Raw genomic sequence first — 13512 nt, forward strand, 5'->3', positions numbered from 1 at the left:
GCGGCCATGACGCCATCGGCCGCCGGTCGGTGCGATAATCAGCGCTATGAGCGAATCCCCCTACAACTCCGGCACCACCCATTTCGGCTTCCGTGACGTCGCCGCGCGCGACAAGCAGAAGCTGGTCGGCGAGGTCTTCACCTCGGTGGCCGGCAAGTACGACCTGATGAACGACCTGATGAGTCTGGGCATTCACCGGGTCTGGAAGCGCTACTTCACCGCCACCGCGCAGGTGCGCCCCGGTGACCGGGTGTTGGATCTGGCCGGCGGCACCGGCGACATCGCCGCGCTGCTGAAGTCGCGCGTGGGCAAGACCGGCAGCATCGTGCTGGGCGACATCAATGCCGGCATGCTGACCGTCGGGCGCGACCGCATGACCGATCGCGGGCTGGTCGCCGGCATGGAGTACGTTCAGTGCAATGCCGAGGCGCTGCCGTTCCCGGACAACAGCTTCGACCTGGTGACCATCGCCTTTGGCCTGCGCAACGTGACCGACAAGGACGCGGGCCTGCGCGAGATGTATCGCGTGCTCAAGGTGGGCGGGCAGGCGCGGGTGCTGGAGTTCTCCGAGGTCAAGCCGGAGTGGTTCCGTCCCATCTACGACTTCCACTCGTTCAAGGTGCTGCCGCGCTTGGGCAAGTTGTTCGCCGGCGACGCGGACAGCTATCAGTACCTGGCCGAATCCATCCGCAAGCATCCGCCGCAGGAACAGCTCAAGGCGATGATGACCGAGGCTGGTTTTGCACGGTGCCGGTACACCAACCTGTCCGCTGGCATCGTCGCCATCCACGACGGCTACAAGGCCTGATCAGCGGATCGGTCCTGTCACAATGGGACGGACTAAGCATGACGAACGCGTCGTGCGTGGGCCTGCCGAAGAGCTTGCTAAGCTGCCGGGTTTTGGATTTCCGGTCCTCATTGGATGATGCAACAGGTGCTGGCGCGACTTGCGCCCCGCTCCCTGGGGCTGCGGTTGCTGGCCGTGGCATTCCTGGGGATCCATACGCCGCTGATCCTGCTGGCTGGCTGGTTGCTGTTGTACGGCGGTCTTGCGCGTCGCGAAGCGATCACCGTCCTCTTGGTGGTGCTGGCGGCAACCCTGTTGGGAACCGCTGCCACGCTGCTGGTCATGCGCCGGATGCTGGCGCCGCTGCGCCAGGCGATGGCGATGCTGGATGCCTCCCAGTCCGCACCCGGTCTGCCGCCGCCGCGCCTGCCCGACACGGGGCAAGACGAGGTCAGCCAGTTGCTGCGTCGTATCAACCGCAGCCTGCAGGGCGCCGACGCGGACCTGCGTGATCTGGAGCGCGAGGCGCAGACCGATGCGCTGACCGGCGCGCTCAATCGCCGCGGTTGCGAGCAGGCGCTGGCCAACTCGGTCCGCCGCGCGGACGGCGGTTCCATGCCGTTCGTGCTGTTCGTGGTGGATCTGGACAATCTCAAGCAACTCAACGACCGGGAAGGCCACGCAGCAGGGGACGCGGCGCTGGTGCGCCTGGTCGAGCAGGCGCGCGCCTGGCTGGGGCCGCGCGATTGGATCGGCCGCTGGGGCGGTGACGAGTTCCTGATGGGCCTGCACCTGGAGGCGGTCGAGGCCTGCGCACGGGTGGAGGACTGGCGCGTGCACCTTGAAATGCCCGAAGGTCAGGCCGTCCGCCCGCTGCACCTGAGTGCGGGCGCCGCCGTGCACCTGCCCGGCGAGGAACGCGCGCTGCTTTACCGTCGCGCCGATGCGGCGATGTATCGCGCCAAGTTCGGCGGAGGCCGGCGCCTGGTCCTGGATACAGGGGCCGGCGCGGCGCCGACTTGATCCAGGACCGGTTGCGTGTGCAGGTACCGGCTAGAATGACGGTTCTCCCGTTGAACAAGCCTGGATGCCGCCGCCGATGCGTTCCGCGTTCCTGATGATGTCCTGTGCCGCCGTGATGCTCACGGCGTGCTCCAAGGAAACCGCCTCCACCGAGGCCACCCAGACTCCCGCTCCCAAGGCCGCCGCCGTGTCCAAGTCCGACCGTCGCCATGACGAAAGCTCCTATGCGCAGCCCGACAAGGTGGTCATCAAGGACCTGGCGCTGGACGTGGGCGTGGACTTCGATGCCCGACAGATCGCCGGCACGGCGACCTACAAGCTGGACTGGAAGCAGCCCCAGGCCACCGAGCTGGTCCTGGACACGCGCGCGCTGACGATCGAAAAGGTCGAGGGCGCCGCGCAGGGTAGCCAGGACTTCCATCCGCTGGAGTTCAGCCTGGCCGATGCGGACAAGGTGTACGGCAGCAAGCTGACCATCCAGGTGCCACAGCGCGATCCCACCGTGCGTGTGACCTACCACACCTCGCCGGACGCTTCGGGCCTGCAGTGGCTGACCCCGGCGATGACCGAGGGCAAGCAACTGCCCTTCATGTTCAGCCAGTCCGAAGCCATCCATGCCCGCAGCTGGGTGCCGCTGCAGGACACGCCCGGTGTGCGTTTCACCTACACCGCGCACGTGACCAGCCGGCCCGACGTGATGGTCCTGATGAGCGCGGGCAACGACCCGGCCTCAGTGCGCGACGGCGATTACTTCTTCGTGCAGAACAAGCCGATCCCGTCCTACCTGCTGGCCATCGCCGCGGGCGACCTGGTGTTCCGCAAGCTCTCCGATCGCGCCGGCGTGTGGGCCGAGCCGGCCATGGCCGACAAGGCCGCGGCCGAGTTCGAGGACACCGAGAAGATGATCACCACCACCGAGAAGCTCTACGGGCCGTATCGGTGGGGGCGCTACGACATCCTGGTGCTGCCGCCGTCCTTCCCCTTTGGTGGCATGGAGAACCCGACCCTGACCTTCGCCACACCGACGGTGATCGTGGGCGACAAGTCGCTGGTCTCGCTGGTGGCCCACGAACTGGCGCACAGCTGGTCCGGCAACCTGGTGACCAATGCCTCGTGGAAGGACATCTGGCTCAACGAGGGCTTCACCACCTACGTGCAGGCGCGCATCACCGAGGCGCTGTACGGGCAGGAGTTGGCCGAGATGGAGCGCCAGATCGATCAGAAGGACCTGGCCGACGAGATCAAGGACATGCCGCCGCAGGACCAGGTCCTGGAGCTGGCACCGTTGACCGGCCGCGACCCGGACGAAGCGTTGACCAGCGTGCCCTACGTCAAGGGCGCTTGGTTCCTGCAGTTCCTGGAGCAGCGCTTCGGGCGCGAGGTCTTCGATCCGTTCCTGCGGAGCTGGTTCGACGACCAGGGCTTCAAGAGCGCGACCACCGACCAGTTCGTGGAGGACCTGCGCAAGAACTTGCTGCCCAAGAACCCCAACGCGGTCACCGATGCCGAGCTGGACGCCTGGCTGCACCAGCCGGGCATTCCCTCGTTCGCACCGCGTGCGCAGTCGCGTGGCTTCGCCCTGGTCGACACCGCGCGCATCGCCTGGCTGGGCAGCGGCACCTTGCCGTCCAAGCAGGCCACCGATGAATGGGTGACCCAGCAGTGGGTGCACTTCATTGATGGGTTGGGTGAGACGCAGCCGCTGGACAAGCTCAAGCAGCTCGACGACACCTATCACTTCACTGGGACCTTCAATGGCGAGATCGCCATGCGCTGGTATCCGCTGGCCATCCGCAGCGGCGACAAGGACGCGTGGGAGCAGGCCGGCGCCTTCATCGAGCGCGTGGGTCGGCGCAAGCTGATCATGCCGATCTACGCCGAGCTGGTGAAAACCCCCGAGGGCCTGGCCTTCGCCAAGGACGCCTTTGCCAAGGCCGAGCCGGGCTATCACCCGATCACCACCGCCTCGGTAAAGGCGATGCTGGAGCAGGCGCAGGCGCACCCGCCTGAGGCGCCGGAAGCCCCAGCCGCGCCGCAGCCGCCCAAGGCCGACGCCCCCGCCGCGCAGTAAGCGGTCAGGGTCGTCCTGCATGGGCCGCCGTGTTCCTTCGGGAGTGCGGCGGCCTTTTTATTGGCGCGGCCTTATCAGCAGCGGCACGTACAATCGATCGGTGCGACCAGGTGTCCAGACCGGTGCCGGCCGCCCCGATCCCGCCTTGCCCGGAGCCATTGACCGATGAAACGTCTGCTGCTGTCCTCCCTGTGCGCCGTCGCCCTGCTGGGCTGTACCGATCACGAAGCCCAGATGCGCGAGCAGGCGGCCGCCCAGGCGGCCAAGGACAAGCAGGCGGCCGACAAGCTGGCTGAGCAGTTCGACCAGGCTTACACCGCGCAGAACTGGGAGATGGCACGCGTGCATGGCAGCGCGCTGACCGATCAGTACCCGGACTCGGAAGCGACCAAGAAGATCCAGGCGCACTACCAGGAGGCCAAGACCAAGGCCGAGGCCGCGCGCGAAGAGCGCCGTCTGGCCAATCTGTGGAACTACAACCAAGTGATGATCAACGGCGGTCCGCAGGTCTCGGCTTCGATCATGAGCACCGAGCCGCTGGATACCGATGGCAGTGGGAAGAAGCAGGACGTACAGCTGGTCTTCCGCGATCATCCCGAGTGGAAGCAGAGCGCTTACCTGGTGCTCAAGGCCGGTGATTTCCCGTGCCTGAAGGGCTGCAAGGTGAAAGTGAGCGTCGACGATGGCAAGCCCAAGGCCATGGATGCCTGGCGGCCGGATACCGACGAGGCCATCGCGATGTTCATCACCGACTACAAGGGCCTGTGGAAGCTGGCCGCGCACGCCAAGACCCTGAAGATCGAGTTCCCGGTGAAGGCCGGTGGGACGCAGACGGCGCAGTTCGAGACCGGCGGGTTGGATCCCGATCAGATGCCGGGGTGGGGGAAATAGGCTTCTCTGCTTTTGTCTGTGACGTCGATACGTTGAGTTAAAGCACTCGCGCTTGCAGCGCGGCTCGAGAAAAGGCTTTCGCGCCTACGGGCGCGACCTTCTTTTGTCGCGGCAAAAGAAGGCAAAACCGCTACTCGCCGGTCCCAAAAAGGGGATTGAAAACACTCGCCGATGCTGCGCATCGGTTCCTCTTGCTCCTCGCAAGGCAGGGCCCGGCGCCCAAACTCGCTTCGCTCAGACAGGGCGCCTCTTCGCCCCTGCTTTATTCCGGTGCTCGGCTCGCTTTACGGCTCAGATAGGTGAGGCCTGGGTACGGCAGGAGCTACAGCAGGAGCAGGAGCTACAGCAGGAGCAGGAGCTACAGCAGGAGCAGGAGCTACAGCAGGAGCTTTCACGCCCTTCGGGCGCGACTTCCTTTTGTCTTGGCAAAAGGAAGCAAAGCCGCTACTCGCCGGTCCCAAAGAGGGGATTGAAAACACTCGCCGCCGCGATGCGGCGGTTCCCTGCGCTTCTCGAAGAAGACGGCACGTCGCCCAAACTCGCTTCGCTCAGAAAGGGCGACTCTTCGGCCGTCTTCTTCTGCGATGCTCGGCTCGCTTTACGGCTCAGACAGATAAAGCTGGAAGCAACATCAACATCAACATCAACATCAACATCAACATCAACATCAACATCAACATCAACATCAACATCAACAGCAACATCAACAGCAACAGCAACAGCAAGGCTCACTGGTGAGAGTCTCACTGCCGGTGGTCATTCACGTCCCGACTCGTCATTCCCGCGAACGCGGGAAGCGCTTTACAACAGACGAATGTCTGGCCATCCAGGGACTTTGCTCCAACCCTGCCCCTGCTGTTGCTTTTATATCCCCGTAGCGGACCCGCGAAGCGGGCGTGCCGCTCGGGGATTTCAAAGTCCAAAGCAGGCAGCACAAGCCGAAGCGGGCTTGCTTCGGCTTCACTCCTGATCTGCCAGTCCCTTGAGGTCGGGCGGAGGGCCACGGGTTAAAGCCCGCAGGGCGCCACACAAAGATGCGCGGCGTTCTGGAAGGGACATGGGTGTTCCCTCCAAAAATTCCCGGCGGCCGCAGCGGACTTTTCGCACAGCGGCACGAAAGCTTTGCTTGAAAGCGAAAGTGCACCACGCATTGGCCATAAAAGCGTCGCACGTGAGCGCAAAAGCTAAGCCGCCTGCGGCGCAGCCTCAAACCCTCGCCGCAGCGCCTTGCGATCCACCTTGCCTACACCATTGACCGGCAAGGTCGTCAGGAACTTCACTTCGGCCGGCACGTAGGCCCGCGCGAGCTTCTCCCGGATCAGGTCCTGCAGCGTCTCGCTTGTCACCGCAGGGGCGCTGGGGTCCAGGACCACGAAGGCCACCGGCACTTCGCCCAGGTCATGGTGCGGCATGCCGACCACGCAGCATTCGGCCACCGCAGGGTGGCGACTCAGCTCGCCCTCGATCAGGGCGGGCGAGAGGTTCTCGCCGCCGCGGATGATCACCTCCTTGATGCGGCCGGTGATTGACAGGTAACCCTCGGCGTCGAAGCGGCCCAGGTCGCCGGTGAGCAGCCAGCCGTGTTCGATCGGTTGGGCGGCCTCGGTGCCGATGTAACCCAGCATCAGCGCATCGCCACCGATGCGGATCTCGCCTTCGCCTTCGGTGACGACTTCCTCGGTGCCTGGCTTGAAAAGCCTGACGACCTGGCCTTCGAGCACGGTGCCGATGCTGCCGATGCGGCGTGCGCCCGGCGGATTCATGGTCGAGGTGCAGGTGGCTTCGGACAGGCCGTAGGAGACCAGCAGTTCGACGCCGAAGGCCTGCTCGATCTGCTCCTGCAGTGCTGGCGTGATCGGGGCCGAGCCGCAGCGCAGGAAGCGCAGCGACGGGAAGCGCTCGCCTTCGCGTAGGAACGGGAGCATGCGCGCATACATGGTCGGCACGCCGGTGAGGTAGGTCGGCGCGTAATCGCGCAGCTGCTGCACGCAGTCTTCGGCACGGAAGCGCTCGATCAGGACCACCTGCGCGCCGCACAGCAGGGGGGCGATCAACTGGTTGTTGACGCCGTTGGTGTGATGGACCGGCATGACGTGCAGCAAGCGGTCGTTGCGCGTGATGCCGGTGTGCGCGATCACGCCATGGGCGTTGGCCAACAGCCCGCGATGCGGCTGCAGCACGCCCTTGGACTTGCCCGTGCTGCCGCTGGTGAACAGGATCTGCGCCGCATCGCCCGGTGCCAGTCCTTCGTCGATCCACGCGCCTTCGCTGGCCATTGCCTCCAGTGCGATGACCTGCAGACCTGGGATCGCTTTTTGCAGTTGGGCACCGTCGTCGGCGTGCTCCACGACCAGCCGCTGCATGCCTACCGACTGCATGCGCTCGGCGATGGCATCCATCGCCAGGCCTGGCTCCATGAAGCCGGCGCAGCCGCCGGCCTGCATCAGCCCGAACAAGGTCGCCACACTCTCGGGGGTCTTGCGCGCGATCACGCCGACCAGCTCGCCACGCCGCAGGCCCCAGGCGTGCGCGGCGGCGGCGGCTGCATCGACGTGACGCGCCAGCTGCGCGTAGCTCACCTCGCCGAACGGACCGATCAAGGCGGCAAGACCGGCCTGCGCATGCGTGCGCAGCGCGTCGCGGAGCAGATGGCTGAGGGATTGGGCAGACGACATGGCGACTCCTGTTGCGGGGAGGGCGGAATGGCGGCGTGGGGTCCGTCAGTGACGTGGCCGGCGCGGGACGTGCCGGCGGGATTCACGCGTGCAGGCGCGGAAGCCTGGATCAGTGCAGCCGGACCTTGGCGTCGCGCTCGAACTGCCCATCGGGATCGAGCGCGCGCAGGGCATCGACCTCGGCCTGGCTGGGCAGCGGTGTCGGCGTGGCGCCGCTGGCGTCGAACGCGAAGCCGGTGCGCGCCCGCACTTCCTCCAGGGTCACGTCCGGATGCCACGAGGCCAGTGCCAGCCTGTCATCGCGCTTGATGAAGACCGCGATCGGGGTCACCACGCCGGCCAAACCGCCGGCGGCGGTGACGAAATCCAGCGTGTCCACCAGCGTGCGGGTCGAATGCTCGGTGCGCCAGGTGCAGGCGCGGCGCGCGGTCGGCAGCATCACCGCGCCACCCCCGCCACCGGGCAGGCGCACCTTGGGCGCATGCCAGTCGCCGATCGCGGACACATTGGTGCGGCCCGCGCCGTCGATCTGCGCCGCGCCGAGAAAGCACAGATCCATGCGACCACGCGTGCACAGGTCGTAGAAATCCTCGTTGGCGAAGATCGCCGTCGAGCGCTCGGCCAGCACCGGATCGGAACTGGAGATGGGGATCATCGACGGCTGCGGATCGACGCCGCCGGCCACGTTGATAAAGGTGAACTCGAAATCGTAGGCGCGCTTGGCCATCAGGCAGGCCAGCATCGGCAGCGTGGAATTGACGCCGCTGAAGGTGACCTCGTGCGGGCGCACGAAGCGCGCCAGGTTGGTGACGATGTAGGAAAACCCGGACCAGGACTCAGCCATGGGCCACCTCCGCTGCGCGCGCTTCCGGCGCGGCGTCCAGGTGCGCCTGGAGCACGTCGGGCGCGTCCTCCAAGTAGGCGGTGACCGCCGGATAATCGACTTCGTAATGCGGCCAGCACGAGCCCGGCCATGCGCCGTTGGGCACCACCGCATAGGCGGCGGTCATGAAGTGTGGCACCAGCGTCAGCTCGGGTTGGGTGCGGAAGCTTTCCTCGTCGGCGAGGCGTTCTGCCACCACGATCACCTTGTCCGCCGCGCGGGTCATGATGCGGTCCCAATGCGAGGTGCCATAGACGCGCACGTCCCCATTCGGACTGACCTCGTTGGCATGGATGACCGCGAAGTCGGGCGTGATCGCCGGAATCACATAGGTCGGCCCACCCTGGCCGTAGGGATCGTCGATCGCCTTCCAGCCGTTGAGCTCGACCAGGGCCGAGCCATGCACACCGCCGACCGGCATGAACGGCACGCCGAACGCGGACGCCCGCAGCCCGGCGGTGAGCGTGGCACAGGCGTGTTCTTCCAGCTCGATCTGCTGGCGTTCGACGGCCTTGCGATACCAGGGCGCAAGGCCGAAGTTGCCTTCCATCGCCACGATGCCGGCACGTGTGCGGCGCACCGCGCCCGCGCGGCACAGCAGGTCGATGTCGTAGCCGGGCGATTGCTTGATGATGTCCAGATCCTTGCGGCCCTGGCGGATCAGCTCACGCACCAGGGCGAACGGTCCGCGGTGGAGGAAGCTGCCGCCGAGTGCCAGCGACGCGCCATCGGGCACCAGCGCGGCCAGCGCCTCGATCGACAGCTGCTTGGTGGAGGTCTTGTTGCTCATGCCTTGGCTCCTTCGCGATAGCGGCCGATGCGGCCATGGATGCCGGGCACTGCGGCTGACTCGACCAGCGCGGCCATGTCGGCGGCGCGCGTATCGGGCAGCAGGGCGGCATCCAGGCGCTGCCAGGTGTCGGCGGTCAGGCGTGGCAGCGTGGCGGTCTGCAATTGGGTGAGCTGCATGTCCCAGTCGTGCTGCGCCACGATGTCGGTGAGAAAACCGTCGGCCAGTGCGGTCTTCGCGTCGAAGGTGAGTCCGTCGCCTAGCACGCGGCGCGCACGCACCGCGCCCACGCGCGCGGCATAGCGTCGGGTGCCCAGCACCAGACCGAAGCCCAGCCCCGGCATCATGAAGCTCGCCTCCGGCGCACCGATGCGGCGGTCGCAGCTGCAGATCAGGTCCACGCCGGCGCCGAAGTTGCGGCCGTGCGCCAGCGCCACCGTCTCGAACGGGGCGTGGGCCACCGCCTGCAACAGTTGCTCGATGCGCACGAAGCGCAGCAGCAGGTCGCCTTCGCTGGCATCGGCGTAGTCGGACAGGTCGAAGCCGGCGCAGAAGTTCCTGCCTTCGCCGCGCAGCACCAGCAGGCGCGTGCCATCGGTGCAGGCGGCCTGCACCGCTTCGAGCAGGGCATCGACCAGCGTGGGCGACAGCGCATTGCGCTTGTCGGGCCGATCGAGTGTGAGGGTCAGGGTCGCGCCGCTGCGTTCGACCCGCAGTTCCTTGACGACATCACGCATGGCGGGCCACCTTCGGCGGTGCATCCACCTCGGCGTCAGCGTTGCGGGCCGCGACCAGTGCGTCGATCTCGGCGAAGACCTCGGCATTGTGCTGGCCCAACGCGGGCGGGTCGCGGGTGATCGGAAACGCCTGTCCGGAAAAGCGCAGCGGCGAACCGAATGTGCGCGCGCTGCCCCCACCGGGCAGGGCGATCTGCGACACCCAGCCCATGTGTTCGACCTGCGGATCGGCCAGCGCCTCGGAATAGGTGTTGATCGGCGAGCACGGCACGCCGGCGGCGCGGAAGCGCGCCAGCAGGTCGGCCGCATCCAGCTTGGAGAATACGCGCTCGTCCAGCAGCGCTTTCAGCTCGGCCTGGTGCTGGGCGCGCAGCGCGGTGGAGGCAAAGCGCGGGTCGTCGGCCAACTCCGGCCAGTCCATCGCGTTGCACGCGGCCTTGAACAGGGCGTTGTTGCCGGCGGCCATCGCGAACCAGCCATCGCGCGCCTGGAACGCCTGGTAGGGCGCGTTGCGCGGATGCGCCGAGCCCAGCTTGCGCGGGTCGCGGCCACTGCCGAAGTATTCGCTGGTCTGCAGCGCGGCCACCGCCAGCGAGGCGCCGAACATCGAGGCGTCCACGTGCGTGCCCTGGCCGGTGGCACGCGCCTGCATCAGCGCCGCGGCGATCGCATAGGCGGCATACAGGCCGGTGCAGAAGTCCGACAGCGGCACGCCGCACTTCACCGGCGCGCCCCCTTCCTCGCCGGTCACGCTCATCACGCCGCTCATGGCCTGCAGGGTCAGGTCGAAGCCCGCCTCGCGCGCGCGCGGGCCTTCCTGACCAAAGGCGGAGATCGAGCAGTACACCAGCTTCGGGTTGGCCTGCGACATCGCCGCGTAGTCCAGCCCGAGGCGCTGCATCACGCCGGGGCGGTTGTTCTCCAGGACCACGTCGGCGCCTTCGATCAGCGCCCTGGCGCGCGCGTTGTCGGTCGCATCCTTCAGGTCCAGGGTGATCGCGCGCTTGTTGCGGTTGACCGAGGCGAAGTTCTCACTGAAGCCTTCGGTCAGCGGCGGCCAGGCCCGCATGGAGTCGCCGCCATTGGGGTTCTCGACCTTGATCACGTCCGCGCCCATGTCGGCCAGCAGCATGGCGCAGTACGGGCCGGCGGCCACGGAACAGAATTCGACGACGCGCACGCCGGTCAGGGGCAATTGCATGGTGGGACTCCTTGAGGCGTTGTCGGGGATCAGGCGGCGACGGCGGCGCCGGCCGGCAGCAGGGGTTCGTAGCGGGTGCAGCCCATGGCCCGCGAGATGTCGCGGGCGGCCTCGACCACGCGTTCGGCGTGCTTGCGCAGCGCGGCCGGGCGCAGCCGCTCGGAAGGGCCGGAAATGCCGACCGCGGCGATCACCTGGCGCTGCGCATCCAGGATCACGGCCGCCGCGCCGCACACGCCTTCGCGCCATTCGCCACGGTTGATGGCGTAGCCCTGGGCGCGCACCTGGGCGGTCTCGGCCAGCAGCGCATCCCGGTCGGGCAGGGTGCGCGAGGTCGTGCGCTCGAAGCGCTCCGGCAGCGTCGCCAGGGTGGCCGCGTCCTGCCAGGCCAGCAGGACCTTGCCCGTGGCGACCGCGTGGGCCGGTGCCCGGCCACCCACGCTGGAGTAGGCGCGCACAGGCTGCGGGCTCTCGATCTTGTGCAGATAGATCACCTCCAGCCGATCGAGCACGGCCAGGTGGATGGTCTCCTGAGTCTTGCCGGCCAGCGCCTGCATCACCGGCTCGGCCAGCTGGCGCACATCCAGGCGCGCCACCAGCGGGCTGGCCAGTTCGAACAGCTTGAGCGTGCAGACATAGGTGCCGGGCCGGCTGCCGACGCGGACATAGCCGGCGGCGACCAGCGTCTGCAGCGTGCGGTGCACGTTGCTCTTGGTCAGGTTGAGGGCGCGGGCGATGTCCGACACGCCCTTGGGCTGTTCGCTCTGGGCGAGCAGCTCGAGCACGTTGAGCCCTTTGAGCAGGGTGGTATCCATATTCCAAATATCAGAACGGCGTTTCGAAATACGCTACGACGGAACAAAATTGGCTGTCAACCGGTGCGCCTCTGGCACCTGGAGCGTCTTTCCATATGCCGAAACGCCCGCATTTCGCATGCTGGAACATGCTGCAGTGCACGTTGACGCCTGTCGAAATCGTCTGATCTAGTCGTTTCGAGATACAAAACGACGTTCTGAAATATAGAACATTGGCTTGACTACGTCCTTCGTGAGGATGCTTCCATGTCTGCGCAAACGCCCGCCACCCATTCGCGGAGCAATGTCTTCCGCGTCGTCAGCGGCAATTTCCTGGAAATGTTCGATTTCATGGTCTATGGCTTCTATGCCTCGGCCATTGCCCATGCGATGTTCCCCAGCGACAGCGAGTTCGTCTCGCTCATGCTCTCGCTGGTCACCTTCGGCATGGGCTTCCTCATGCGCCCGCTGGGCGCGATTGTCCTGGGGGGCTACATCGACCGGCACGGCCGCCGTGCGGGCCTGATCCTCAGTCTGGCGCTGATGTCCGCCGGCGTGCTGATGATCGCCCTGACCCCCAGCTACGCGACCATCGGCATCGCCGCGCCGATCATCGTGCTGATCGGGCGCCTGCTGCAGGGGTTCTCGGCCGGCGCCGAGTCCGGCGGCGTCTCGGTCTATCTGTCCGAGATCGCCACCCCGGGGCGACGCGGCTTCTTCGTGAGCTGGCAGTCGGCCAGCCAGCAGGTGGCGGTGGTCTTCGCCGCGGTCATCGGCGTGGTCCTGCGGCTGACCCTGAGCGAGGACCAGATGCAGAGCTGGGGCTGGCGCGTGCCGTTCCTGATCGGCTGCCTGATCGTGCCGTTCCTGTTCTACATCCGCCGCTCGCTGCAGGAGACCGAGGCATTCAAGGCGCAGATCGCTAAGAGCCGGCCGACGCTGCGCGAGGTCTATGGCGCCCTGGCGCGTGACTGGCGGATCGTGATCCTGGCCGTGTTCCTGGTGACCCTGACCAGCGTGATGTTCTACCTGATCACGGCCTACACCCCGACCTTCGGCAAGCGCGAGTTGGGCCTCACCTCGATGGACAGCTTCATCTGCACCGTGGCCGTGGGCGTGTCAAACTTCATCTGGATCCCCTTCATGGGCGCGCTGTCCGACCGGGTGGGGCGCCTGCGGGTGATGCTGACCTTCTCGATCCTGATCGCGCTGACCGCCTATCCGGCCATGCACTGGCTGGTAGGTTCGCCCTCGTTCGGCCACCTGCTCGGAACCTTGATGTGGTTCTCGTTTCTCTACGGTGGCTATCAGGGGGTGATGGTCGTCACCCTGACCGAGATCATGCCCGCCAACGTGCGTGCGACCGGCTTCTCGCTGGCTTACAGCCTGTCCCAGGCGATCTTCGGCGGCTTCACACCGGCCATCTCGACCTGGTTGATCCAGGTCACCGGCAACAAGGCCATGCCGGGCGCCTGGCTGGCGGCCGCCGCGGTCGTGGCTCTGATCGGCGCTTTGCTGCTGTATCGTCGCGGCGCGTTCTCAGACGATCGGAGGATGTCCGGCCGCGCGGCATCCACCCTAAGCTCGCGCCTGCGCTCTTCGCACGGTTGACGCGCGATGCCTGGCCCGCTTCGGTCCAGCCTCTTTCACAATGACAAGA

Annotated in this window: 12 protein-coding genes; 5 read left to right on the plus strand and 7 right to left on the minus strand. The window is 66.5% G+C overall.

Annotated features, from left to right (window positions below):
* The first annotated feature begins 46 nt into the window (after nucleotides 1-46).
* The 4 genes from ubiE (at nucleotide 47) to ACORQU_RS11485 (ending at nucleotide 4772) form a co-directional block, all read left to right on the plus strand.
* Nucleotides 47-808 carry a bifunctional demethylmenaquinone methyltransferase/2-methoxy-6-polyprenyl-1,4-benzoquinol methylase UbiE gene (ubiE, locus tag ACORQU_RS11470; protein WP_271647187.1) on the plus strand — a complete coding sequence of 254 codons (762 nt, stop codon included), beginning with the start codon at nucleotides 47-49 and terminating at the stop codon, nucleotides 806-808.
* Between the two features lie 114 nt (nucleotides 809-922).
* Nucleotides 923-1810 (plus strand): GGDEF domain-containing protein, encoded by an 888-nt coding sequence (locus tag ACORQU_RS11475; RefSeq protein WP_491641304.1) that lies wholly within the window; start codon nucleotides 923-925, stop codon nucleotides 1808-1810.
* A gap of 76 nt (nucleotides 1811-1886) precedes the next feature.
* Entirely contained in the window at nucleotides 1887-3881 is a 1995-nt protein-coding gene (locus tag ACORQU_RS11480; RefSeq protein WP_491641306.1) for a M1 family metallopeptidase, read from the plus strand.
* Between the two features lie 165 nt (nucleotides 3882-4046).
* Nucleotides 4047-4772, plus strand: coding sequence for a hypothetical protein (locus tag ACORQU_RS11485; protein WP_491641307.1), 726 nt, complete (start codon nucleotides 4047-4049; stop codon nucleotides 4770-4772).
* Nucleotides 4773-5216: 444 nt separating this feature from the next.
* Here the strand turns inward: ACORQU_RS11485 and ACORQU_RS11490 are convergent, their stop codons facing one another.
* From ACORQU_RS11490 to ACORQU_RS11520, 7 genes are all read right to left on the minus strand, one after another.
* Entirely contained in the window at nucleotides 5217-5504 is a 288-nt protein-coding gene (locus ACORQU_RS11490) for a hypothetical protein (RefSeq protein ID WP_491641309.1), read from the minus strand.
* 452 nt (nucleotides 5505-5956) lie between these two features.
* A complete protein-coding gene (locus ACORQU_RS11495; RefSeq protein WP_491641311.1) occupies nucleotides 5957-7447 on the minus strand; it encodes a class I adenylate-forming enzyme family protein in 1491 nt (496 codons plus the stop codon).
* A 109-nt stretch (nucleotides 7448-7556) separates the two neighbouring features.
* On the minus strand, nucleotides 7557-8291 hold the full coding sequence (locus ACORQU_RS11500) for a CoA-transferase subunit beta (RefSeq protein ID WP_271647182.1): 735 nt from the start codon (nucleotides 8289-8291) through the stop codon (nucleotides 7557-7559).
* A complete protein-coding gene (locus ACORQU_RS11505) occupies nucleotides 8284-9120 on the minus strand; it encodes a CoA transferase subunit A (RefSeq protein WP_491641312.1) in 837 nt (278 codons plus the stop codon). Before ACORQU_RS11505 ends, ACORQU_RS11500 begins: the two co-directional genes overlap by 8 nt.
* Nucleotides 9117-9857, minus strand: a complete 741-nt coding sequence (locus ACORQU_RS11510) for an enoyl-CoA hydratase/isomerase family protein (RefSeq protein WP_491641313.1) — start codon at nucleotides 9855-9857, stop codon at nucleotides 9117-9119. Before ACORQU_RS11510 ends, ACORQU_RS11505 begins: the two co-directional genes overlap by 4 nt.
* A complete protein-coding gene (locus tag ACORQU_RS11515) occupies nucleotides 9850-11058 on the minus strand; it encodes a CaiB/BaiF CoA transferase family protein (RefSeq protein ID WP_491641314.1) in 1209 nt (402 codons plus the stop codon). Before ACORQU_RS11515 ends, ACORQU_RS11510 begins: the two co-directional genes overlap by 8 nt.
* Nucleotides 11059-11087: 29 nt before the next feature.
* Complete coding sequence (locus ACORQU_RS11520) at nucleotides 11088-11873, minus strand: IclR family transcriptional regulator (RefSeq protein ID WP_491641315.1); 786 nt, start codon at nucleotides 11871-11873, stop codon at nucleotides 11088-11090.
* Nucleotides 11874-12119: 246 nt separating this feature from the next.
* On the opposite strand from ACORQU_RS11520, the gene ACORQU_RS11525 reads away from it, so the two are divergent.
* Nucleotides 12120-13463: an MFS transporter gene (locus tag ACORQU_RS11525; protein WP_491641317.1), complete on the plus strand. Its 1344-nt coding sequence runs from the start codon at nucleotides 12120-12122 to the stop codon at nucleotides 13461-13463.
* Nucleotides 13464-13512 lie beyond the last annotated feature (49 nt).

It is taken from the genome of Pseudoxanthomonas sp. JC1303, from assembly GCF_058448525.1.